This is a genomic window from Vibrio metoecus (assembly GCF_009665255.1).
In the GTDB taxonomy this organism is placed as follows: Bacteria; Pseudomonadota; Gammaproteobacteria; order Enterobacterales; family Vibrionaceae; genus Vibrio; species Vibrio metoecus_B.
Genome location: NZ_CP035686.1, coordinates 2,592,770 through 2,615,652, shown reverse-complemented (window position 1 = coordinate 2,615,652; position 22,883 = coordinate 2,592,770). Strand labels below are relative to the sequence as shown.

The following is a 22,883-nucleotide window of genomic DNA, read 5'->3' as shown; positions in this document are numbered from 1 at the left end:
GGATGTCCTTTGCTTTCATCTCTTTGTGACTGGCGCTAATAGTAGCAAAGCAGGCAAAACGGCGCTACCGTGCTGAGTTCGTTAACCTAGCGCCTGTAGGGGCTTTGGGCTATAATCACGCCCCAACCGAATTGATACAGCCACAAGAAGGTCGAGACCCTATGCGTCCAGATAACCGCGCTGCGGACCAAGTTCGCCCCATCAAAATCACCCGCAACTACACTGCATACGCAGAAGGCTCGGTGTTGGTGGAATTTGGCAACACCAAAGTGTTGTGTAATGCCAGCATTGAAGAAGGTGTGCCACGTTGGTTAAAAGGCCAAGGTAAAGGCTGGGTGACGGCGGAATACGGCATGTTGCCACGTGCGACCCATTCACGCACGCGTCGTGAAGCGACCAATGGTAAGCAAGTCGGTCGTACCATGGAAATCCAGCGTCTGATCGCGCGCAGCCTACGTGCTGTGGTGGATCTGGAAGCGATGGGCGAAATCATGATCACAGTGGATTGTGATGTGATTCAAGCCGATGGCGGTACGCGTACCGCTTCGATTACCGGTGCAAGCGTGGCACTGGCCGATGCTTTTGCCCATCTGATCGCCAAAGGTCAACTGAAGAAGAACCCGATGAAAGGCCATGTGGCTGCGGTTTCGGTTGGTATCTTAGGTGAAGATGTGCTGTGCGATCTGGAATATGTCGAAGATTCTGCCGCTGATACGGATATGAACGTGGTCATGACCGAAGAAGGCAAAATGATTGAAATCCAAGGCACCGCGGAAGGTGAGCCGTTCAGTCATGAGCAGTTGCTGGAATTGTTGGCTGTCGCGAAAAAAGGCATTGCCGATATTGTCGCAGTGCAGAAGGCATCGTTGTTAGATTGATCAAGTAGCTCCCAATTGGGGGCTATTTTTTTGCCCTCATCTTCGTCGGTATTGACGCGATGGCTGCGTTAGCAAGTACTTTTTGCCCTAGTCACTTACTTCAGTAAGCTCCTAGGGACTCAAAGTTTTACTGCCTTGCCCTCACGGCAATATCTTAGAAGATGTATTGTTCTTAAATCGTAAATTTAGAGAAGATGTGATGAAAGCTTACCAGCGTGAATTTATTGAGTTTGCCCTAGAAAAACAGGTGCTGAAGTTTGGCGAATTTACTTTGAAATCAGGCCGTAAAAGCCCTTATTTCTTTAACGCTGGTCTGTTTAATACTGGCCGTGATTTAGCGCGCTTGGGCCGTTTTTACGCGGCAGCGCTAGTGGATTCTGGTATTGAGTTTGACGTGCTGTTTGGCCCTGCTTACAAAGGCATTCCGATTGCGACCACCACAGCAGTCGCGTTGGCGGATCACCACGATGTGGATACGCCTTACTGCTTTAACCGCAAAGAAGCCAAAAATCATGGCGAAGGCGGTAATCTGGTGGGCAGCAAGTTAGAAGGCCGCATTATGCTGGTGGATGATGTGATCACTGCCGGTACGGCGATTCGTGAATCGATGGAGCTTATCCAAGCCAATAACGCCGATTTAGCCGGTGTGCTAGTGGCGATTGATCGCCAAGAAAAAGGCAAGGGCGAGCTGTCTGCGATTCAAGAAGTGGAACGTGATTTCGGCTGCGCGGTGATTTCGATTGTGAGCCTGACCGATCTCATCACCTATCTTGAGCAGCAAGGTAACAACACTGAGCATCTAGAAGCGGTGAAAGCGTACCGCGCGCAGTACGGCATTTAAGCGCATTCATCCAACCCAAGCCTAAAACGAAAAAACAGCCTCAAAATGAGGCTGTTTTTCTAGTATTAAGCTCAAGAACAAAGCGCTTAGCTTTGATCACCATGATGGGAGTTGTCGTAAATCTCTCGTCCATCACGCTGAGTTTTCAGCAACGACAAGTTCCACATGTACTGCTCCGGCTGTGGCGTGACCAGCGCTTCAATCGCTCGGTTCATCGCCAGTGCATCGGCTTCTTCATCGCCGGTTGGGAAGTTTTGCAGCGCAGGCAAAATGTGCACTTCATAACGGCCTGAATCACTGTTGTAGCATGACATCAAAGGTACTACATGCGCTTTGCACAGCTTAGCCATTTTGCCAAACCCTTTGAGCGTGGCTTTTTCGGTAGCAAAAAACGGTACAAACACGGAGTTTTGCGGGCCGTGATCTTCATCCGGCACCCAGTAGCCAACATAGCCAGATTGAATCGAACGCAAGAAAGGTTTGATGCCAGATTCGCGAGTAAAAATACGGCCACCATACTGCATGCGCTGGACGTGCATTAGCCAATCGGCAATCGGGTTGCGCTGCGGTTTCATGATGTTGGCGACTTTATAGCCACGAGCCGCCAGCATGACGGCGGCATAATCAATGGCCCAAGAGTGCGGGACTAACAGAATAACGCGCTCACCGCTATCCAGCAGTGGCAGCAAGTTCTCTTCGCAAATCAGTTCGCCACGCGAGTTATTGTAGCGAGTTGAACGCACCAACAGTTCTGAATAACCGAGCATAAACTGCGAGGCTTTCACAAAAGTATCATGCAAGATTTGTTCGCGCTCTTGCTCACTTTTCTCTGGAAAGCAGTAGGCGAGGTTAACCCGAGCGCGGCGTACTACGCGGCCATTTTTCTTGATGATGAGTGGCACCAAAGGTTTCGCCAGTCGATCACGCAAGCGCCAAGGAATAAAGGCTAACAGTGCTGCGAAAGCGATGCCAATCCAAGTCCCCCAATGTTTTGGGTGCAGAAAGCGCCACTCAAATTGCGGGTTATGTAGATGGCGAGTCACGCCGTTGTCTTGATCGCTCACAAATTCACCTTTACTGCTTTACTGATAGCGCGAGTTAGTCAGTTCAATGTCCGGCAAGGATTTGAAGCGTTTGTGCAGCCACATCCATTGCTCGGGGGCGCGCAGTATAATCTCTTCGACAAATTTATTCATGTAAGCCGCGGCAGCAGTTTCATCTTTTTGTGGGTAGTCCGCTTCAATCGATTTATCGGCCATGATCTCATAGCGCCCTTCGGCGTTACGGAAGCCAGAACCAATCACAATCGCGCAGTGGCTGGTGTACGCCAAAATACTGGTGCCGGTTGTGGTGCACGCCTCTTGTACCGCAAAGAAAGGCACAAACACCGATTTGTTGTGACCATAGTCTTGGTCCGGCAAATAGAACAGACGCTCGCCTTGGCGTAACACGCGGATCATCTGCTTAATATCAGTTCGGTTGATCAGCTGATTGCTATTGCGTGTCCGACCACGGTACTGGATGAACTCATAAGCAGGATTAGTGTGCGGACGGTAAACACCATATCCACCAATGCCCAATACACCATAAGCACGCGCGGTAATTTCCAGATTGAGCGCATGTACACAGCAGAGTAGTACCCCTTTGCCCGCTTGTGCGTGTTGGCGCAACGTTTGGGTATCTTTATCAATCAAAACGCGCTTGAAGCGCCAGGTTGGCCAGAACCAAGTGATGCCAGTTTCAATTAGCGCCATACCGGTATTTTTAAAGTTCTCCAGTACAAAAGCGTCGATCTCATTTTGGCTCATGGCTGGGAAGGCCAATTCTAGATTGCGTTTGGCAATGTGAACGCGTTTTTTTCCGAAACGCATCGAAAATTGCCCTAAACCGCGGCCGATTTTTAGCAAAACAGGGTAAGGCAGTAGGTTAACCAAAAGGGCTAACAAACCAAAGCCAAACCAGACACCCCAATGTTTAGGGTGCAATAAAGAGAGTGTGAATGCAGGTTTGCTGTATTTTTCTTGACTCATTGTACTCACTTAATCTGCGCACTCAGCAGTGCCCAGTATTCATCAAAATTAGCGGTGGGGAGATATTTGAAATCGGAACGCACAAAGCGGTTCAGACTGCCTTCCACCTGACCGAGCAATTGCGCGGCAAGAATGTTTTCATCGACCGGGAAGGATTTTCCTTCGCGGAGTTTACGTTCGCGCAGAATTTGGCGCAAAGAAGTTTCAATGCGTTCAAACAACTGGTTGATGCGATCGCGCAAGCGTTCATTCTCAAACATTAAAGCATGCCCAGAGAGAATACGTGTCAAGCCCGGGTTACGTTCTGCAAAGGCGAGCAAGAGTTGCATGACTAAACGAATGCGATTGAGTGTGTCTTTCTCTTCATCAAAGATGCGGTTGATGCGCGACATCAGCGACTCTTCAATAAACTCAATCAGTCCTTCAAACATACGAGCTTTGCTGGGGAAGTGGCGGTACAGTGCTGCTTCTGAAACGCCAACCTGTTTGGCCAGTTTTGCGGTAGTAATGCGCGAAGCCCCTTCATTGGATTCCAGCATTTCTGCTAGAGCTTGCAGGATTTCTTCGCGTCGGTTGATTTTTTTATTGCCGGCCATGCCCCGTCTTTCCTTTTGGTTATCACTGCTGATGAACAAAAAATACGCCGCCGCAGCCAGAAAGTCTGCGACGGAGATGAAACCCTTGAAGTTTAACTAAGCTCAGAGGTTGTTCGAAGCGTGTTGATAAAAATGGTTGAAGTAGGTGGCGAAAATAGCACCTACATTTGGTCGTTAATCAATTGCATCACCGCGGTGGCGAGTGCTTCTTTACTGGTCAAAGGCAGGCTTTGTTGCCCATTTTTCCAGAACACGCTCAAGGCATTGTCGTTGCTGTTGAAGCCCTGTCCAGCAATCGATACGTCGTTGGCACAAATCATATCCAGATTTTTACGTACCAGTTTGCCACGCGCATACGTCTCGACATCTTGTGTTTCTGCCGCAAAGCCAACAGTAAACGGTCGATTTTGAGTAAGAGCCGCAACGGACGCCACGATATCAGGATTTTTCACCATCTCGACGCTCAGTGTATCGTTGTCGCTGTTCTTTTTGATCTTCTGTTCGGCCACGGCTTGTGGGCGATAATCGGCTACGGCTGCGCAAGCAATAAAGATCTGGTGCGAGGTCGCCTCTTTCATCACCGCGCTGTGCATCTCTAATGCGCTCTGCACATCAATGCGATTGACGCCCACTGGGGTTGGTAAATGTACCGGACCGCTGACCAATGTGACTTCAGCACCGAGTTGCGCGGCCGCTTTGGCCAGCGCAAAGCCCATTTTTCCTGAGCTGTGATTGGTGATATAGCGTACTGGGTCGAGTGCTTCACGAGTTGGACCCGCGGTGATCAGCACGTGTTTGCCGAGCAGAATTTTTGGTGCGAAGAAGCTTTCGCAGCGTGCCACTAATTCCATCGGCTCCAACATACGGCCGGGGCCGATATCACCACAGGCTTGTTCGCCCGCTGCGGGTCCCCAAATGGTGTAACCACGGCGTATTAGAGTCTGTAGATTTTCTTGGGTAGCAATATTGCGATACATCTGCTGATTCATGGCTGGCGCAATCGCTACTGGTGCGCTGGTGGCCAGAATGAGCGTGGTGAGTAAATCATTGCCCATGCCTGCGGCCATGCGCGCGATGAGGTCAGCAGTCGCAGGTGCCAGCAGCACCAAATCGGCCCATTTAGCCAGCTCAATATGCCCCATCGAGGCTTCTGCCGCAGGGTCAAGCAAGCTATCCGACACTGGACGTCCAGAAACGGCCTGCATGGTTAGCGGAGTAATGAATTCTTTGGCGGCGTGGGTCATGACCACTTGCACGGTCGCGCCGCGCTCCACCAATCGACGAGTCAATTCTGCACATTTGTATGCCGCGATACCACCGCTGATACCGAGCAGAATCTTTTTGCCTGTCAATGATTGCATTTGGGAACCCTCAAAAAATCTGCGCGCTATGTTAGCACAGCTAGAGCTAAAAGTTGGAGTCACAACCACCGCTGTGCATCGCGCCACTGGTCGAGCTGCAAAGCATCGGTCATTTCACAGACAATAGACCATGGATATGAGATAAGTTATTCACAACACTAACAATAATATAAAGGGAATCTTATGCTGTCTTCTCTACGTAGCCGTACCAAATTACTACTTTTAACTGTCATACCTTTAATCATTATTACCACTCTAGTTACTTTGGTGTATTACCGCAGTGGCCATGAAAGTCTGCAACAAGAACTGGATCAGTATCGTGAGGCGTTGATTCAGGCTAAGAAAAATGAACTCAAAGCCTACTTAATGATGGGGGTCACGGCAGTTAAGCCTCTTTATGAGAATGACAACGCCGGTGAAAACCAAGAACAGGCCAAGCAAATTCTTAAAGCAATGCGTTTTGACAGTGATGGTTACTTCTTTGCTTATGATTCAAAAGGGGTAAATACACTACATGCGATTAAACCTGAGCTGGAGGGAAAAAACCTCTACGGCATGAAAGATGAAAATGGTGTCGCGGTGATTGCTGGCTTAATTGATGCCTCAAAAACGGGAGATGGATTCCTCTATTTCTCTTGGCATAAACCCACCATCAATGCTCAAGCGCCGAAACTGGGTTATGCCGAATACCTGCCGAAATGGGATTGGGTATTGGGTACCGGCATCTATATTGATGATGTTGATCAGCAAGTACAAGCCAAACGCCAAGAACGAGAAGCGGAACTGTATGATCAGACGGTGTATGCCATCAGCATGTCTGTGTTTGGGTTGCTGATTACGATTATTGCTGTTGGATTTGTGGTCTCGCGTGGCATCGCTCCACTACAACATGTCGTCAGCTCTTTACAAGATGTAGCAGCCGGTGGTGGTGATCTCAGTGCTCGCCTGAAAGTTGAGAGCCAAGATGAGATTGGCGATGTGGCTAAAGCGTTTAATGCCTTTATGGATAAGCTGCATCCGATGATCGAACAACTCCGTTGTTCGGCTATTTCGGTTGAACAAGCGGCGCAGGATCTGGATAAGCAAACATCTGCGGCTAGCCAAAAAATGGGTCATCACTGCCTAGAAACCGAGAAAGTGGTGGCGGCGGTGACGGAAATGAGTGCGACAGCGCGTGAAGTGGCTGGCAATACCCAAGCGACCGCTCAAGCCATTGAATCTGCCAACGTACAAATTGTTTCAGCACAAACAGAGGTCAATCTAGCGATTGACGGAATTGGTGAATTGGTGAATGAGGTTAACCAGACATCGGAAGCGATCGTTCACCTTAGCCAACAAGCCGCCAAAATTACGCAAGTTTTGAAAGTGATTGGCGATATCGCCGATCAGACAAACCTGTTGGCACTTAACGCCGCCATTGAGGCCGCGCGTGCTGGTGAGCAAGGGCGTGGTTTTGCCGTGGTGGCGGATGAAGTGCGATCGTTAGCAAGCCGCACCCAAAACAGCACTAAAGAGATTGGTGACATGCTTAACGCGCTACATCAAGGCGTTAATAAAGCGGTAAGCAGCATGAGCCTTAGCCAAGAGCGTGGCGAAAAAACTGCATTAGAATCCGTCCAAATTAAAGAGAGCTTAGCGGGGATCTCCCAAGCGGTGCATTTAATCCATGACATGGGTATCCAAACGGCTTCGGCAGCTGAGCAACAAAGCGCAGTAGCCGAAGAGATCAACCAAAATCTAGTCGCCATTCAACACATCGTTACGCAATTGAACGATAACCTAAACAGTTCGCAAGCAATCAGCTCACGTTTAGCCGAGGCTGGGCAAGAGATGGGATCGCTGGTTGGCCACTTTAAGCTTTAGGTAACAGTGACGTTACATCATGGTTTGAGGTGATTCGAAACTTTATTAGGGCCGCTTGCGGCCCTTTGCTTTCTCTGTTTTGTGTAAGCAAAACCGACCCAGAGAAAAGAGATGAGCCTAAAACAGTTACCCACCGAATCCATGCCGCGTGAAAAATTGCTGCAACGCGGCCCGCAATCATTAAGTGATGCGGAATTGCTGGCGATTTTCCTACGTACAGGCACCCAAGGCATGAACGTGCTCGCCTTAGCTGATCTGCTGCTGCGCGATTTTGGCTCATTGCGCGCACTGTTTTGTGCATCTCAACAAGAATTTTGTCGTCACAAAGGATTGGGGGAGGCGAAATACGTTCAACTGCAAGCCGTTTTGGAAATGACGCAGCGCTACCTCGCAGAAACCTTAAAACGTGGTGATGCCTTGACCAGTCCTCAGCAAACCAAACTTTATTTGTCGAGTGTGTTGCGGGATCGGCAGCGCGAAGCCTTCTATATTTTATTTTTGGATAACCAACATCGCGTCATCCGCGATGAAATATTATTTGAAGGCACTATTGATGCGGCGAGCGTTTACCCACGAGAAGTCGTGAAGCGAGCGCTGCATCATAATGCGGCCGCAGTGATACTCGCGCACAATCATCCTTCAGGGGTTGCGGAACCCAGTCAAGCCGATCGAAGGATCACCGATCGCTTGCGTGACGCTCTCGGGTTAGTGGAGATTCGCGTGCTTGACCATTTCGTGATTGGTGATGGCGAAGTGGTCTCTTTTGCTGAACGTGGCTGGATATAGTCAACACTTATGGTTTGCGGCATTTTTAAGCTTGTGAGTTAGCGAGAATCTGCTAATATGCCCCGACATTTTTTAACCCTGATTCAGCTCGCACCGTAAAAAGATCAGCAAATCCTGCGAAAAGGATCTGTTCGGGTCTTGAGCAATGTGCGGCAAGTTAGTATAATGCGCGACCTTTGATAGCCTTGTATGGGTATTCCATAACGGTTTTTAACCTCAACTTCTTATTTTGGAAAGAGAGAGAGGTTCGGCCACCAAGGTTGATATCGAGCTGAAACGATTTGGAGAAGACATTCATGTCACGAGTATGCCAAGTAACTGGTAAGCGTCCTGCCGTTGGTAACAACCGCTCACACGCAAAAAATGCTACTAAGCGTCGTTTTCTGCCGAACCTACAAACTCATCGTTTCTGGGTAGAGAGCGAAAAACGTTTTGTTAAACTACGTCTAACTGCTAAAGGTATGCGTATCATCGACAAGAAAGGCATCGATGCTGTTCTTGTAGAGATCCGTGCACGTGGCGAAAACGTTTAAGAGGAATTGAGCAATGGCTAAAGGCATTCGCGAAAAAATCCGCCTAGTATCATCTGCAGATACAGGTCACTTTTACACCACTGACAAAAACAAGCGTAACATGCCTGGCAAATTCGAGATCAAGAAATATGATCCTGTAATTCGTCAACACGTTATGTACAAAGAAGCAAAAATCAAGTAATTGATTCGAGCTCTTACAGTGTGTGAAAAAACCCAGCCTTTGGTTGGGTTTTTTTCTGTCTGTTATTTATGGTTTAGCCTCAGTAGCTTAAAGTCTGCCATTTAAGAAACTTGGTGATGGCTAGGATCTCCCTAATCACTTTGCTACTCTTTGAACGTTTGCTTATCGCAAGGAGTGATTATGCGCGTTTCTCCCCCTCGGCGTCGTCGTTGGAACAACATTCTGATTTTGGCTGTCATTGGTTTTATTACCGTGATCAATTTACCGACGATCATAAAAACCTATTTATTACCGGACTCTTCAAGCCAGTTTCCTTCGTTACTTCGAGTTGATGCGACTTTGCAGGCGCTGCATTTCCCCGAGTTTTCTTTGGAAAAAAGCCGTGAAGAGTGGTTGTCGACCCCAGAGCTGAGTGTCGAAGGACAAGAATTAGTGCAGCGTTGGCAGTCTTTAACGGGAACGGAAGTGGACGATGCGACGTATCGTTCATTGCAACCGACATTACCGACCGCACAAACGATCGAAGTGTGGTACGCCGATCGCGAAGAGCCACAAAGGATCACCTTCTATCAGACTCCCCAATTTTGGTTGCTAAAAAACTGGCAAGATCACTGGATTGCAGTCTCTGTCGAGACGAGTTATCTATTTCCTGCACCATTGTAAGAGGTTGTTATGCCGGAATTACCTGAAGTTGAAGTCAGCCGTTTAGGGATCTCGCCACATTTGGTGGGCGGCACCATTCAATCCTTAGTGTTACGTACGCCCAAGTTGCGCTGGCCGATTCCCCAAGAGCTAAAACTACTTGAAGGGCAGACTATTCTCGCGATTCATCGTCGAGCCAAGTATCTGATTATTGAAACCGCCGTCGGCAGTGCGATTGTACATTTGGGTATGTCTGGCTCGCTGCGTATTTTGGATGGTGATTTCCCTGCTGCGAAACACGATCATGTGGATCTGGTGATGACCAGTGGTAAACGGCTGCGCTATAACGATCCGCGCCGCTTCGGGGCTTGGTTATGGTGCGCGCCTGATGAGAGCCACGAAGTGCTCGGGCGTTTGGGGCCTGAGCCGTTGACCGAAGCTTTTAACGCTGAATATATGATGGACAAAGCGCGCAACAAACGCATTGCAGTAAAAGCTTTTATCATGGACAACGCAGCCGTCGTGGGTGTGGGTAATATCTACGCCAATGAATCGCTGTTTACGTCACGCATCCATCCACTGCGTCCCGCTCATTCGCTGAGTTTAGAGGAGTGGCAAACCTTAGTAGCGAACATCAAACAAGTGCTGCAAGTGGCGATTAAGCAAGGCGGCACCACACTGAAAGATTTTACCCAAAGCGATGGTAAGCCGGGTTATTTCGCGCAAGAGCTGCAAGTGTATGGCAAAGCCAAACAGCCTTGTCCCCATTGTGGAGAGCCGATTTGCGAGCAGAAAATTGCCCAGCGCAATACCTTTTTCTGCCCGCAGTGCCAGCATTGATATACCCAAACGACTTGGAGTTGCAGGTAGCCAACACCGCTGCAGCTTCAAGTAGGAAGGGGGATTGAGGGATGTGAGCTTACATCTCTTTGAATAACTAGATTTTTTTCTTTTGATGTAGAGCGTTAGCCACAATAGTGGGCACAAACTCATCCACATTGCCGCCGTGGATCGCCACTTCTCGTACTAAGGTTGATGAGATAAATGCGTGCTCTTCGGCGGGCGTTAAAAACACACTTTCTAAGCCCGGCATTAAACGGCGATACATATTGGTGAGACCAAATTCGTATTCGAAATCGACTGTGGTACGCAAGCCGCGGATCAATACATTCGCTTTTTCGGCTTTGGCAAAATCGACTAACAATCCGGAAAAGCCTTTCGCGCTGACGTTATCCAGATGAGAGGTGACATGGCGCGCGAACTCGACCCGTTCTTCGAGCGTAAACAGAGTGTTTTTACTCGGGCTGGCGGCCACGGCTATGATCACTTCATCAAACATTTGCGCGGCGCGCTCAATCAGATCCAGATGACCGTTAGTGATGGGGTCAAAAGTGCCGGGGTAAATCACTCGGGAAAGACGTTTTTGGCTCACAATCCGTTACTCATCAATCAGGGAAGTGGCCTCATCCTAACAAAAAGCCTCACATTTACCTATGAAGTCGGTATGATGAGCACGCAAAATTTCACACCTTATCGAGCACAATGAAAAAGTTACTGGTTATTCGCAACGATAAAATTGGCGATTTTATGCTGGCTTGGCCAAGTTTCGCTATGCTGAAAGCTTCTCTACCGGATTGTCATATCACCGCGCTGGTGCCGAAATACACCGCCGCACTGGCTGAGCTTTGTCCATGGATTGACGCGGTGATCATCGACCCCGGTCAACAGGCGGATAAGGTGCAGCATCAGCAGTTGGTGCAAAGCTTAAAAGCGCAGCAGTTTGATGCTTCTATTAACCTGTTTTCGACCATGTATAACGCGCTCTTAGTATGGAAAGCACGCATTCCTTACCGTTTAGCGCCCGCGACCAAATTGGCGCAGATTTTCTATCAGCACCGCATTAAGCAAAAGCGCTCGCAATCGGCCAAGCCGGAATACGAATATAATCTTGATTTGGTACGTGCTTTTTTGCGTGATATCGGCCAGCCGATTATTGAACCAAACGCACCGTATCTGACCTTTCCTGCTGAGCAGTTGGCGGCGCAGCGCAGCAAACTCGCTGATCAGCTAGAGCTTAATCCGGCTAAGGCGTGGCTTTTTGTTCATGCAGGCAGTGGCGGTTCAGCGAATAATCTCTCTTTGACGCAATACAGTGAGTTAGTGACAGGCGTGATGGATGAACACAAACAAGTGGTGCTCACCGCAGGTCCTGGTGAAGAAGAGAAAGCGGCGCAATTGCAAAGTTTGCTTTCTGAGCAAGGAGTGTCGGCAGCCTTGTACGCCAAAAATGACGGGCTGGTGGATTTCACGCGCTCGCTGGCGTGCGCGCAGCTTTTTATCGCGGGCTCGACAGGGCCTTTGCATATCGCAGCAGCCTTGGATGTGCCCACGGTCGGATTCTTCCCAGCCAAGCGTTCAGCAACGCCACTGCGCTGGCGACCACTCAACTCGCAAGGTAAGCACATCGCTTTTTGTCCGCCGCCCGCAGATGATAAAGCGAACCAAGAGAACATGAGTCGGATTGATATGAAGAGCGTATTGACTGAGCTTGCGCCTTGGCTGCGTAGTGTGCAGCTTTAATTATTAAAAAAGGGAGCTGCGGCTCCCTTTTTCTTTGTTACTTTACTCGATAGATATCCGCTTAGCGTTTGTAGTGCTCGTCATTATCACGTGCCCACAAATCAGCGTATTTCACAAAGGTGGAGTGTGCAGAGAGCAGTGCAATTAAAAATCCCTGTTTTCCATCTAAAAAACCGCGCTTGAGCAGATACATTTTCAAAAAACAGCCCACAGCATGGACGATGCCTTGAGAAAGGGATGCCTTCTTGCCTTTCGCCTGACGCTGATCCGCCCACGCTTTGGCGTAACCCGCGGATTTCACCAGATAGTGGTGCACATCGTTATAGGTGTAGTGAATCGCATCGCCCGCTAAAGTTTCGACTTTCATGCTTGGTTCAACGTGCACCTTTTCATGCACTAATGCGTCATTGTAGCGAGTCAGCTGAGTTGGGTAGAGGCGCAGTACGCGATCGGGGTACCAACCGCTATGGCGGATAAAGCGACCAAACACCCAACTGAGGCGTGCAAATTGATACAAGGTATCCGGCTTATTAGCGGCAACGGCTTGCAAAATGCTTTGCTTGAGCTCCGGAGTCACTCGCTCATCGGCATCCAGCCACAGCACATAATCCGATTGGACATAAGATTGTGCCAACTGGCGCTGCTGGCCAAAGCCCGGCCACTTTGCATTCACGTAAAATTTTTCAGTGTAACGACGCGCGACCTGCTCGGTTTCATCGTGACTGCCAGAATCGAGCACCACGATTTCATCAACCCAGTCGTGCACGGTTTGTAAGCACTCATCCAGATGACGCGCTTCATTTTTTACTATCAATGCGACAGCAAGCGTTGGTTTATTCACGAAAAATCCTCGCTACGAATAAATCTGGGTATAAAAGGTGTTTCAATCGTTCACCTGTGTGGCCATGATGTCAGCAGCGGCACGCTCAAACATCGCAATCACTTGTTGCGCGGTGATGCGCTGCATCGCATTGGGGTCTTTAACCCGAGTGCGCCAATCAACCTGCTGCGGCGTTTTACCGGTTTCCGCAAGTAAAGCTTCTTGGTAAACGGAAACGACATAGTGGCGATAATGGTATGGACCTGTGCGCTCAGGATTATGGTGAGCGTAGAGACCAATGATTGGTGTATGCATGGCGTTCGCCATATGCGCAGGGCCTGTATCGGGGGCGATCACCAAATCTGCCTTTGCGAGCAGTGCGAGCATCTTTTGCAGCGTGCTTTTTCCCACCAAGTTTAAGACGGGGTGAGCGAGTGCTTGCTCCACTTGCGCGGCCAGATCTCGCTCAACTTGTGCTGGGCTTCCGGCCAAGATCACTTGCCAGCCTTGTTGTTGGGCATGTTCAATAACTGCTGCATAGCCCTCTGCCGTCCAATTCTTATAAGCTTTGCTTGCTCCGGGCACCACAACTAAGCGAGGTTGCTCGGGCTGAAACTGCGCCTCAGCCCATGTCAGATCGTCAGGTTGGCAGGTGAGTGACCACTTAGGCTCAATATCGCGAATACCTAAGTGCTCAACAAACGCCAATAACCCATCTAAGACGTGCATTTTGTCCGGTGAGGGAACTTTGACATTGGTAAACCAAGTTTGAAAATCTTGGCTGCGCGCCGCATCAAAACCCAGTTTATAGCGCGCTTTGATCCCTAATGTTGCAATGCTGGCGCGAAAAGCGTACTGCATGTGCAGCAGCGCATCAAAACGCTCGGACTTTAATTGCTGCCAAAGCTGAGTATAAGCACGCCATCCGAGTTTTTTATCAAACACGATGACCTGAATATCGGGCAGAGATTGGATCAGTTCTGCTTCCAGTTTACCCGTCACCCAAGTGATACGTGTTTGCGGCCATTGGCGTTGAATCGCTTGTACGGCAGCTATCGTATTACAGACATCACCAATCGCCGATAAACGCAGGATACAGAGGGAGTGTGGGGCTGATTGAAACAATGCCATAGCCAAGCCTATTCGATAAAACTATTCGATAATTGAGCCAGAATTATGCAGAGCTGACCAGAAAATGTAAAATGCAGCACGCCAGATGCAGAGCAAAACTGCAAAACTACCGGATAACGATAGGAATCGCCCCTTGATACAGACGTTCAACGACGCGCAGCAGAAAGTTTGGTTTGACGACGCGCTTTTGCATGAAGACCCAAGTCAATGCTGTAACCCCGAGTTTTGGCAGCAAAATGGTAAAGTGCTCGGCAGCGCGACAGGACGAGGCACTACGTGGTTTGTACAGTTGCAACAGACACAAGGTGCGTTGCGTCATTATCGCCGCGGTGGTTTGTTTGGCAAACTAGTGGCCGATTCTTACGGGTTCACTGGTTGGGAAAAGACTCGCAGCTATCAAGAATTTATTCTGCTCAATCACTTGCGCGATGCTGGCGTTAACGTGCCGCGCCCGATTGCCGCTCGCGTACAAAACCACGGGCTACTGTATAAAGCCGATCTCTTAAGTGAAAAGGTGCCGAATGCCCGCGATCTGGTGAGCATTTTGCAAGAAAGCCCGATCAGCGATGAACTCTATCGTAAAATCGGCCGTGAGATCCGCAAAATGCACGATGCGCAAGTTAACCACACCGATCTTAATATTCATAACATCTTGATTGATGACCAAGAGAAGGTATGGATTATTGATTTTGATAAGTGTTATGTGCAAATTGGAGATTCTTGGAAACAAGGGAATCTCAAACGATTGAAGAGGTCGTTTGAGAAAGAAGTTGTCAAACGAGCCGTTAAATGGAGCGAATTCGATTGGCAACCTGTAGTGCAAGGTTACCAATTGGTCGATTAGGATTTGAGCTTACGTAAAAGCTTGCCTTCTTGATAACGGTAGTAGCGATATAAGCGCTTAATATCAAGCGGACGACGAGTCTGCCCATTAAGATACAGCCAATCCTTAAGGTCATATTCAAGCGCCAGATTACCTCGTTTATAGAAGCGCTCAGTGACATCCAATCCAATATTTTCTGGACAATCCATGAGTAAGTTATTAGCCATAAACTGTGGCCAAAAGTCTTCACCTAAGCCTGCGTGATCGCAGGTTTTGCTCTCAACATGGTGATCTTCACCGAGTAGTGCTGAGATCCAATTCAGACACAAAACTTGCTCTGTCGCTGGGTGGCGTGCTTTGTAGCCCGGTTTAAGCGTGAAGTGTAATTCTGGTATCCAGCGATCAGACCAAATAGTCAGGAGATCTTGAGTCAGTCCAAAATCAAACAGATCGCTTTTATGAAAATAAACCGGATGCCCGTAGTGGCTCGAAATAAAAAACGTGCTGCTAGTGAGCACCCGTTGAGTCAAAAATTGATAATTCTGCGCTCGGGGGAGATCGGCATATTGTTCATACAACTCAACAAATTGACGACCCGTCAGTAGGTTATCGGTACGTAACTTAACAGCATAAGGCGTTTTTACTGCTTTCAGCCCCATGTGGGTGCTGTACATCTGACGGTTATTATTGAGTTTAATTGGCTGACCGTCATAAAAAACGGTATTTGAGCCGGGATCATCCAGTTCCAACACTTGGTCGTAATCGAGCCCATCCAACGGCTGCCCTTTCCAAGTAGACAGAATGATGGTCGATTTAGGAAAAAAGTGGCGTATGGAGTTCAAACACAGCTCGGTGATGCCCGCGATTTGCTGACGACTGGCACTGGCTTGTACCGGTCCCTGTACAACAAAGGTGATCGCTTCATCATCAATCTTGATCATGGTTGTGGCTGCCTCAAAAAGTCAGTGTACTCATCTGGCACGCCACAAAAAATGACCTCATGGCGCGCGATCAAGTGGTAGTGAATATTTAACCCTTTTTGTATGAGTAGGTTGTAGAGTGGCGCAATGTATAGCTCGCCTCGCTCCCATTCTTGGCTAGGTCTGGCAACGTATTCGCGATATGCCTCCAAGTAATCCTCTTTACGATTGAAGTGATAAAGGCCGGTACTACAGAGATCGGAAATCGGATTTTTCTCGGCAGTCTGAATCACCTTGGTGCTGCCTGTATGTTCTGGTTTGGCGAAAGACCAGTTGTCACCGCTGCCCTGAAACACTTCTAGGTAGCCATCGCTGTGTTGGCTAATGTCAGGAAATACAAAATTCGGACGGAATGTGTCGATGTTAAACACAGTGATCGAGCCTTGATAGTCCACGCCCTGTTTTGCGAGTTCTTCTAAGCCTAAAGTCACCGTTTCTGCTTGGCCGCGAGTTTCTGTATGCAATTCAGCAATGTAAAACTGTTTAATGCCAAGCTGAGTCGCTTTTTCGCGCACAAAGGCAGCAGTGTCGTAAACATTGCGCACAATAAACAGAAACGGAGTGCTAGCAAAATACGAGGCAAAGCTGTTGACCGAGTGTTCAAACAGGGTTTGACCATGGGCTTCAAGCATATATTTAGGCTGGGTATAGCCGGCTTTAAAGAAACGAGAACTCATTCCCGCCATTGGGATCACAATCATTGATCAAGCCTCAGTAAAATTTGATGGAGACGAAATGCATTCGCAAACAAGGCATCTTGGCGGCGACGATCATCGGCATGCAAAGGCAACATGGAAAGGAATAGTTGAATTTGCATCGCGTAGAGATTTTTCGCCGTGAGACCGAAGGTCTGTTCAATCAGTTCGATAAAACCTTGTTGCGTCTCTTTATGATGGGTCTGCTCGGCAATCTTTAATTCGATCGAGTTATTGCTAATTTCAACATGGTAGTAACCGGCAATAATCCAGTCATACAAGCCAAGAATCGAATGACTCAGTTTAGCGAGATCGTAGCGGATATCACCATACAGTGTTTTCTGGCCGTCAGGCGTCATCCCTCTAGGGTCAATTGTCTTAATTTTGTTGGCTCGGAAGTCATACAAAATGTTGCTAAAGCAAAAATCACCGTGCAAGACCCCTAACAAGGGTTCCCCATTAGGCAGATGTTTTTGGCTATCACGTAGAATTTGCGCGAGCGAAACATCTTGTCCAGCGAACTGCCATTGATCTTCTAAAGTGATGTGTCGTGCTGCACAGAATTCTTTGAGGCGTAGAGCGGTTTTATCGGAAAACAGTATGTCGAGAGTATTGATAGGAGCATTTGGCTCGACCGCTTGCTCAAGGCATAGGCTTAAAAACTCCACCGCGCTAGCTAAGATTTTCTGCCAGATTTGGCTCGGTAATCTGGAAAAAACGAATAACTCGTTCAGTGCTGTTAGGTAGAGATACTCTAAGCGATAAGATATTTTCCCCTCGCTGTTTTGGCTGCCTAAATATTGTGGAATGAAGCCACGCATCGCCATTGGCAGATTGTCAAACCAGTAAGCTTCAGATGCGATTTTTTGGTTCTTGATGCTCGACTTTTCAATCCATTTAGCGGTGATGGTCAGCTCATTAAAGGCGCGTTGGGTGGTGAATTCGGCTTTGGAGTGATAGTAAGTATTTACATGGCCAAAGTCGAGCCAACCGATTGAATTAACGGAACTTAAGCCTACGCTTTTATGATAGCGATTGAGACCAGCAATAAACTTCCACTCACTCTGTGTGATACAACGAACCAGTTCTCGTGGGCGGCTGAACTTGAAGTAGCCATCGATAATTCGCTGACTTTCGTGACTCATGGGTGTATTGGCGTCTTGTAGCCAATCAACGTCATCATTAGTTAATACGGCCCAGTTATAGCTGTCTTTTGCGGTGGAAACGCTGACGATATCATCGCCAACTGGCAGTTGGTTGAATAGCGTATCACCGTAGAGGATGTGCAGCGGTGCATTGAGTGAGTGTCCACTAATATTGAGTGCTGCCACCAGTGATGCCCCTAAGCTGAGTCCATCTGGTGTAGCGATAATTGTCACCTGATGTTGTTCAAGCCACTGGAGGTCAATCTCTGAGACCACATAAGACTCAGGTAAAGAGAGGTAGACTTTTACGCCTTGTGGTGCCAAAGCGACTTGATGCTGAAACAGGCGACGATTGCCTAACGGCAGAAAACTCGGAGGAATACGCCCAAATTCAGATTCCAACTCTTGGCCGACATAGGCACCAGACATAATTAGGAACATGATTTTTCCTTCTCAAAGAGTTGGTGGATCTCTTCCAAACTCATCGAGGCAAATTCGGAAGGGCGCACGGCACGATCATCAATGTAAAAGCCATCGTGTCCACACCAAGGTTTACCCACTAAAATTTCATCATAAGGCACTTGGTGTTTATCCAGCCACTCAGTAATGATAGGAAGCGTGTGGATATTGATTTTGCCGACGTTACCTTCATAAGTGCGCATATTACGCGCCGTCGAAATCACAATCTCAAACCCTTGTTGGTGGTACTCGCGAAGCTGCTCAATCACATCAAGCCGAGGTAGCACGTTACGATAATCGGAAGTATTGGCTTGGGTGAGAGTGCCGTCGAGGTCGACGATCAATTTTTTCATTGGACGAATTCCTTAGTAAAACCTAATTCGATCAAGGTGTTTTCGAGAGCCCCACGATTTTGCATCACAATCTCTAACGCATTTTTTCCGCATTGCTGCCGTTCTTGAACATCAGAAAACCAATGGTTCACCTGCTTGGCAATGGTTTCTGGTTGGTCAGCAATCACACAGGCATGTGCATTCATGAGTGCGTGGGTGATATCGGTAAAGTTGTAAAAGCTAGGGCCTGTAATGATGGGTTTTGCCAGTGCGGCAGGTTCAAGCAAATTATGCCCGCCGACTTTTTTGCCCACTAAACTGCCTCCCATAAAACACACATCAGAGGCTCCGAGTAATACCAGCATCTCGCCCATGGTATCGCCTAGATACACTTGAGTGTCGGAGGCTATTGTTTGTTGGCTGCTACGAGTTTGCACAGAAAAGAGACTGGCTGCGAGCTTATGCACCGCCGCAAAACGTTCAGGATGGCGCGGCACTAAAATCAAAAGAGCATCAGGATGCTGCTTGAGGATCGCTTGATGTGCCGCTAAGACGATTTCATCTTCGCTTTGATGCGTGCTTGCGGCTATCCAGATTGGGCGATGGTTTCCTAAAGCCGTTCTGAGCGCTTCACCTTGAGCAATCACCTCATCGGTGATGCTGATATCAAACTTAATCGAACCGGTAATTTTGATTTTTTTCTCTTCCACACCGAGCTGAATAAAACGCTGCGCATCGTCTGCGAATTGACACAACACTAGGCTGAGATGCTTCGTCATGCAGTTAAAAAATGGGCGAATTCGCTGATAACCGCGATAGGATTTCTCCGAAAGCCGTGCATTCACGAGAGTGATGGGCAAACCCGCTTTGGCTACTGCGTGTAGAGTATTTGGCCACAGTTCTGTTTCCACTATGATCAATTGGTAAGGTCGGATACGACGCAAAAAGCCTCTCACCGCAAAGGAAAAATCAATCGGGGTATAACGATGCTCAACCCAATCCGCCAATTTTTCCGCTTGTTCAGCACCCGTCGGGGTGGTGGTAGTCAGTAGAATTGGTGTATTTGGTGAACGTTGCTTAATTTGTTTGATCAAGGGCGTTACCGCTAAGGTTTCACCCACCGACGCGGCATGGATCCAAATCGGTGGGGTTGCGGTTTTTAGTGGTGGGGTAATGCCGAAATGCTCTTTCCAACGTTTTCCGACACTGGGTTTCCCCTGTCTACGGCGATAGAGGCCATACAGTAAAAACGGTGCAGCTAAAGTGAGTAAAAGCGTATAAAGCGTACGGAGCAGCATTATTTTTTCACGAGATCTTCGGGATTGATGTGTGTCCATTTACCACGAGGTTTATCAATGTATTGGAAGTATTCATTGGTGAACGTGCCCTGAATACATACGTATTTACGATCTTGGGTGTGAATCACCGCTTTAGCCGACAAAATGTTATTGAGCACTGTTGGCCCTGTGGAGTGATATACCCCCATGGAAGGCTCGTAGTGATTCACGTTATAAACCACCTGTTCAATGGTGGCCTGTAGATCTGGATTGTTTGGGGCGGTGGCAATGAAGTAGTTAGTGATCTCGGTATTATTTTTAATGCGAATATACAGCTCTTGTGAGTCGCCAAGCAGCTTATCGAGCGACCATACCAGCGTGGCATCAATATCCATATACACTCCACCATAGGTATTAAGTACCACTAAACGCCATAAATCGGCTTGGGCTGCACCGTTCGTGAGGCGTGAATAAGCGTCATAAACTTCTGGTGATGCATGTTCTTTTAAGAACTCACCACGCGCTTCGGTACTCACATAACGATAGTCACAGTTGAGCGACATCAGGCGGTTAAACAGATAGTTAAGGTAAACCGGTAGTGAAGCTTGATCGGTGAAGTTGGTTTGCCAAATAGTGCGCGGAATGGTGGCATTAGCGCGCATTTTTAGTTTGGCTGGTGAATAAGCGGGAATCGTAAAACGCAGCTTTGGAAACACCCAATGAAATGGGTAAGAGAGCATTTTAAATAGGTTGCCAGTCAGACGAATCAGTCGGTTGGCGATCAATACGGTTACTTTGCTCATATTCATTGTTCCTGTGTGTTTTTGGCTGCAGCCAAGCGCATTTTTAATGTTGTATCAATCGCTGAGGTAATTTGCTCAGTAGACGGTTTTTCACCATTCGCATTCATCACGATAGTATGCGCTTCATAGAGAGGGGTGTAACGAAAGGGAACCGTAGCATAAAAAATTCCCACCGTTGGTGTGTGAGTTGATATTGCCACGTTTCGGATGCCCGTATCGGGGGCAATCACCAGAGTCGCTTTCGCAATGAAGGTGACTAAGTCATCAAGAGGCAAACATGGTTGAATCGTTAACGAGCCATTGTCGGCTAGGTCTTGTAAATACTCACCTTTTTCAAACTCATTCTTTCCTTCAAGAAAGACATGTTTCACATTCGGTTGTTGTTGAATAGTTTGCTCAATCACTGCCCGCATCTCAGGCTTAGTTAAAATTTTGCGCAGCTGGGAGGCACCACTGAAATAGACGATATACGGAGCGGTATGATCGCAGATCTGCCTATTGTCAGGGTAAGCAAAATCAAGCGGATAACTCGGGTTGTGGCCAAGGATTTTCAGCATATCGAGCATGCATTCCACTTCCGGTTGAAAATCAGAGCGAAAGACTGCCAAGTTATACAAAGTGCCACATAAAAAGGGTTTGTAAGGAAAGCCCACTTTGAGTTTCGCTTTAGTCAGTAATGTCATCCAGTAAGAGCGATTCGTACCAGCCACATCAAAGATAATGTCTTGTGCTTCCAGTTGGTTATAGTCTTGCCATTTTTGCTTGAGTGACAGCTGTTTTGAATCATCGCGGCTTTTCATTATTACTGTTTTGTCCGCTAGCTCTGAGGGGGTTCCATAGAGGTAGTTTGACACTGTGACCAAGGTGATTTCGGCATTAGGAAAGAACTTTCTAGCCTCAACTAAAAAGGGGCGCACAATGACTTGGTCGCCAAGTGCTGCATGACGAATGACAGCAATTTTCTTAACTGCTAGAGGGTTAAAATGGTCATTTAAGTATTGGCGTGCCGCTTTCGAAGCATAAGCACCTTTTTCAAACCAGAGGTGTTTCATGAATCTTTTCCAATAAATTTATCTAAAGCTTTAATGACTTGTGCAGGTTTTAGTTGATTTAAGCAATTTAAATGTTCTAACGGACAAACTCGCTTAAAGCACGGACGACATTCGATCTCTGTATGTACGACTGCCAGTTTATCCGTCAGTGGTGGCGTATATTTGGGAGAGCTTGAACCATAAATTGCCACAATGTTACAACCAACAGCGGCTGAAACATGCATTAGACCAGAATCGTTACTGACCACAGTATGGCAAGCTGCAAGCAGATCAACGGCTTCGATGAGAGAGGTTTCGCCGGCGAGATTAGCGCAGTATTCCTGTTGCTCTTCACTTAAAGCCTGTTGAATTTGGGTGGTGACGGAGTGATCTTTTGCTGAGCCAAAAAGCCATACTTGAAAACCTTGCTCAATAGCATAACGAGCAACTTCAGCGTAGTAATGATCAGGCCAGCGTTTCGCGGGGCCAAATTCTGCACCAGGACATAGTCCAATGACAGGACGCGATGAGACTAAACCGAGTCGCTGTCGAGCGGCTTGCTGCGCAATCGAGTCGATGATGAGTTTAGGCCTTGGGCAACGTTCTAACGAAACATCGGCAAGCATCGTGGCTTTTGGGTGGGCCAAGGCAACATATCTTTCCACCATATATTGGAAAACACGCTTATTTGGGCGCAAATCATTGAGCAAACCATAGCGAAATTCCCCTTTCCAGCCGGTACGTTTTGGAATGTTAGCAAACCAAGGGATCAAGGCTGATTTGGCTGAATTAGGTAGCACAATGGCATGGGTATACCGATTATCGCGCAGCTCACACCCAATCGCCCGGCGCCCAAGCAGATTGAAAGCACCATGACCGATAGTCATTTCAATCGCTTGATTGACCTCAGGCATGCGTTCCAAAATTGGCTTACACCAAGCAGGAGCTAATACGTCAATCTGTGCATCAGGGTGCTGCTGTTTTAGGCGCTGGTACAAGCTTTGTGACATGACCATATCACCTACCCAAGAAGGGCCAATAACAAGAATTTTCATTTGCCTACAATGCTCTCATCAATTCGTCGTGAGAATAGCAT

26 protein-coding genes are annotated in these 22,883 nt (G+C 48.0%); 11 read left to right on the top strand and 15 right to left on the bottom strand.

Features of this window, described 5'->3' with window-relative positions; all coding sequences use genetic code 11:
• Positions 1 to 161: 161 nt before the first annotated feature.
• Both rph and pyrE read left to right on the top strand, forming a co-directional pair.
• A complete protein-coding gene (gene rph, locus EPB59_RS11895; protein ID WP_154172927.1) occupies positions 162 to 878 on the top strand; it encodes a ribonuclease PH in 717 nt (238 codons plus the stop codon).
• A 199-nt stretch (positions 879 to 1,077) separates the two neighbouring features.
• Positions 1,078 to 1,719, top strand: a complete 642-nt coding sequence (gene pyrE, locus EPB59_RS11890) for an orotate phosphoribosyltransferase (RefSeq protein WP_000649353.1) — start codon at positions 1,078 to 1,080, stop codon at positions 1,717 to 1,719.
• An 86-nt stretch (positions 1,720 to 1,805) separates the two neighbouring features.
• Here the strand turns inward: pyrE and lpxN are convergent, their stop codons facing one another.
• The 3 genes from lpxN to slmA are packed head-to-tail and all read right to left on the bottom strand — an operon-like array spanning position 1,806 to position 4,345.
• A complete protein-coding gene (gene lpxN, locus EPB59_RS11885) occupies positions 1,806 to 2,783 on the bottom strand; it encodes a lipid A biosynthesis myristoyltransferase LpxN (protein WP_154172925.1) in 978 nt (325 codons plus the stop codon).
• An 18-nt stretch (positions 2,784 to 2,801) separates the two neighbouring features.
• On the bottom strand, positions 2,802 to 3,749 hold the full coding sequence (gene lpxL, locus EPB59_RS11880) for an LpxL/LpxP family Kdo(2)-lipid IV(A) lauroyl/palmitoleoyl acyltransferase (RefSeq protein ID WP_195707001.1): 948 nt from the start codon (positions 3,747 to 3,749) through the stop codon (positions 2,802 to 2,804).
• Between the two features lie 5 nt (positions 3,750 to 3,754).
• Positions 3,755 to 4,345 carry a nucleoid occlusion factor SlmA gene (gene slmA / locus EPB59_RS11875; RefSeq protein ID WP_000918350.1) on the bottom strand — a complete coding sequence of 197 codons (591 nt, stop codon included), beginning with the start codon at positions 4,343 to 4,345 and terminating at the stop codon, positions 3,755 to 3,757.
• Between slmA and EPB59_RS18425 the strand changes: the two genes are divergently transcribed.
• Positions 4,301 to 4,441, top strand: coding sequence for a lipid A biosynthesis lauroyl acyltransferase (locus EPB59_RS18425; RefSeq protein WP_195707000.1), 141 nt, complete (start codon positions 4,301 to 4,303; stop codon positions 4,439 to 4,441). The genes slmA and EPB59_RS18425 overlap by 45 nt on opposite strands.
• A gap of 65 nt (positions 4,442 to 4,506) precedes the next feature.
• On the opposite strand, the gene coaBC is transcribed toward EPB59_RS18425, so the two are convergent.
• The gene (gene coaBC / locus EPB59_RS11870) at positions 4,507 to 5,706 is read right to left on the bottom strand and encodes a bifunctional phosphopantothenoylcysteine decarboxylase/phosphopantothenate--cysteine ligase CoaBC (protein WP_154172921.1); all 1,200 of its coding nucleotides are present in this window, start codon (positions 5,704 to 5,706) and stop codon (positions 4,507 to 4,509) included.
• A 183-nt stretch (positions 5,707 to 5,889) separates the two neighbouring features.
• On the opposite strand from coaBC, the gene EPB59_RS11865 reads away from it, so the two are divergent.
• The 6 genes from EPB59_RS11865 to mutM all read left to right on the top strand — a co-directional run bounded on the left by EPB59_RS11865 (position 5,890) and on the right by mutM (position 10,551).
• On the top strand, positions 5,890 to 7,569 hold the full coding sequence (locus tag EPB59_RS11865) for a methyl-accepting chemotaxis protein (RefSeq protein ID WP_154172919.1): 1,680 nt from the start codon (positions 5,890 to 5,892) through the stop codon (positions 7,567 to 7,569).
• 111 nt (positions 7,570 to 7,680) lie between these two features.
• Positions 7,681 to 8,355 carry a RadC family protein gene (gene radC, locus EPB59_RS11860; RefSeq protein WP_055051871.1) on the top strand — a complete coding sequence of 225 codons (675 nt, stop codon included), beginning with the start codon at positions 7,681 to 7,683 and terminating at the stop codon, positions 8,353 to 8,355.
• A gap of 296 nt (positions 8,356 to 8,651) precedes the next feature.
• On the top strand, positions 8,652 to 8,888 hold the full coding sequence (gene rpmB / locus EPB59_RS11855) for a 50S ribosomal protein L28 (protein ID WP_000091952.1): 237 nt from the start codon (positions 8,652 to 8,654) through the stop codon (positions 8,886 to 8,888).
• Between the two features lie 13 nt (positions 8,889 to 8,901).
• Positions 8,902 to 9,069 (top strand): 50S ribosomal protein L33, encoded by a 168-nt coding sequence (gene rpmG, locus EPB59_RS11850; RefSeq protein WP_001051799.1) that lies wholly within the window; start codon positions 8,902 to 8,904, stop codon positions 9,067 to 9,069.
• Between the two features lie 180 nt (positions 9,070 to 9,249).
• Positions 9,250 to 9,732: a hypothetical protein gene (locus EPB59_RS11845; RefSeq protein ID WP_195706999.1), complete on the top strand. Its 483-nt coding sequence runs from the start codon at positions 9,250 to 9,252 to the stop codon at positions 9,730 to 9,732.
• 9 nt (positions 9,733 to 9,741) lie between these two features.
• The gene (gene mutM / locus EPB59_RS11840; RefSeq protein ID WP_154172917.1) at positions 9,742 to 10,551 is read left to right on the top strand and encodes a bifunctional DNA-formamidopyrimidine glycosylase/DNA-(apurinic or apyrimidinic site) lyase; all 810 of its coding nucleotides are present in this window, start codon (positions 9,742 to 9,744) and stop codon (positions 10,549 to 10,551) included.
• A gap of 97 nt (positions 10,552 to 10,648) precedes the next feature.
• Here mutM and coaD read toward each other — a convergent pair whose 3' ends face one another.
• Entirely contained in the window at positions 10,649 to 11,143 is a 495-nt protein-coding gene (gene coaD / locus EPB59_RS11835; RefSeq protein WP_000078886.1) for a pantetheine-phosphate adenylyltransferase, read from the bottom strand.
• Positions 11,144 to 11,253: 110 nt separating this feature from the next.
• Between coaD and EPB59_RS11830 the strand changes: the two genes are divergently transcribed.
• Complete coding sequence (locus EPB59_RS11830; RefSeq protein WP_154172915.1) at positions 11,254 to 12,291, top strand: glycosyltransferase family 9 protein; 1,038 nt, start codon at positions 11,254 to 11,256, stop codon at positions 12,289 to 12,291.
• Positions 12,292 to 12,352: 61 nt separating this feature from the next.
• Here EPB59_RS11830 and EPB59_RS11825 read toward each other — a convergent pair whose 3' ends face one another.
• Both EPB59_RS11825 and EPB59_RS11820 read right to left on the bottom strand, forming a co-directional pair.
• Positions 12,353 to 13,132 (bottom strand): glycosyltransferase family 2 protein, encoded by a 780-nt coding sequence (locus EPB59_RS11825; RefSeq protein ID WP_154172913.1) that lies wholly within the window; start codon positions 13,130 to 13,132, stop codon positions 12,353 to 12,355.
• A gap of 42 nt (positions 13,133 to 13,174) precedes the next feature.
• On the bottom strand, positions 13,175 to 14,242 hold the full coding sequence (locus EPB59_RS11820) for a glycosyltransferase family 9 protein (RefSeq protein WP_195706998.1): 1,068 nt from the start codon (positions 14,240 to 14,242) through the stop codon (positions 13,175 to 13,177).
• A gap of 133 nt (positions 14,243 to 14,375) precedes the next feature.
• Here EPB59_RS11820 and EPB59_RS11815 point away from each other — a divergent pair, with 133 nt between their 5' ends.
• Positions 14,376 to 15,086 (top strand): 3-deoxy-D-manno-octulosonic acid kinase, encoded by a 711-nt coding sequence (locus EPB59_RS11815; protein WP_195706997.1) that lies wholly within the window; start codon positions 14,376 to 14,378, stop codon positions 15,084 to 15,086.
• Here EPB59_RS11815 and EPB59_RS11810 read toward each other — a convergent pair.
• The 8 genes from EPB59_RS11810 to waaF are packed head-to-tail and all read right to left on the bottom strand — an operon-like array spanning position 15,083 to position 22,842.
• Entirely contained in the window at positions 15,083 to 16,006 is a 924-nt protein-coding gene (locus EPB59_RS11810; protein ID WP_154172908.1) for a WavE lipopolysaccharide synthesis family protein, read from the bottom strand. The genes EPB59_RS11815 and EPB59_RS11810 overlap by 4 nt on opposite strands.
• A complete protein-coding gene (locus EPB59_RS11805; RefSeq protein WP_154172906.1) occupies positions 16,003 to 16,746 on the bottom strand; it encodes a glycosyltransferase family 2 protein in 744 nt (247 codons plus the stop codon). Before EPB59_RS11805 ends, EPB59_RS11810 begins: the two co-directional genes overlap by 4 nt.
• Positions 16,743 to 18,326 carry a capsular biosynthesis protein gene (locus tag EPB59_RS11800; protein WP_154172904.1) on the bottom strand — a complete coding sequence of 528 codons (1,584 nt, stop codon included), beginning with the start codon at positions 18,324 to 18,326 and terminating at the stop codon, positions 16,743 to 16,745. Before EPB59_RS11800 ends, EPB59_RS11805 begins: the two co-directional genes overlap by 4 nt.
• The gene (locus EPB59_RS11795) at positions 18,317 to 18,697 is read right to left on the bottom strand and encodes an HAD-IIIC family phosphatase (RefSeq protein ID WP_000734013.1); all 381 of its coding nucleotides are present in this window, start codon (positions 18,695 to 18,697) and stop codon (positions 18,317 to 18,319) included. The genes EPB59_RS11800 and EPB59_RS11795 overlap by 10 nt, the downstream gene beginning before the upstream one ends.
• The gene (gene waaA / locus EPB59_RS11790) at positions 18,694 to 19,974 is read right to left on the bottom strand and encodes a lipid IV(A) 3-deoxy-D-manno-octulosonic acid transferase (RefSeq protein ID WP_195706996.1); all 1,281 of its coding nucleotides are present in this window, start codon (positions 19,972 to 19,974) and stop codon (positions 18,694 to 18,696) included. The genes EPB59_RS11795 and waaA overlap by 4 nt, the downstream gene beginning before the upstream one ends.
• Entirely contained in the window at positions 19,974 to 20,756 is a 783-nt protein-coding gene (locus tag EPB59_RS11785) for a glycosyltransferase family 32 protein (RefSeq protein ID WP_000049393.1), read from the bottom strand. The genes waaA and EPB59_RS11785 overlap by 1 nt, the downstream gene beginning before the upstream one ends.
• A 2-nt stretch (positions 20,757 to 20,758) precedes the next feature.
• Entirely contained in the window at positions 20,759 to 21,808 is a 1,050-nt protein-coding gene (locus tag EPB59_RS11780; protein WP_154172900.1) for a glycosyltransferase family 9 protein, read from the bottom strand.
• Positions 21,805 to 22,842, bottom strand: coding sequence for a lipopolysaccharide heptosyltransferase II (gene waaF / locus EPB59_RS11775; protein ID WP_154172898.1), 1,038 nt, complete (start codon positions 22,840 to 22,842; stop codon positions 21,805 to 21,807). Before waaF ends, EPB59_RS11780 begins: the two co-directional genes overlap by 4 nt.
• Positions 22,843 to 22,883: the final 41 nt, after the last annotated feature.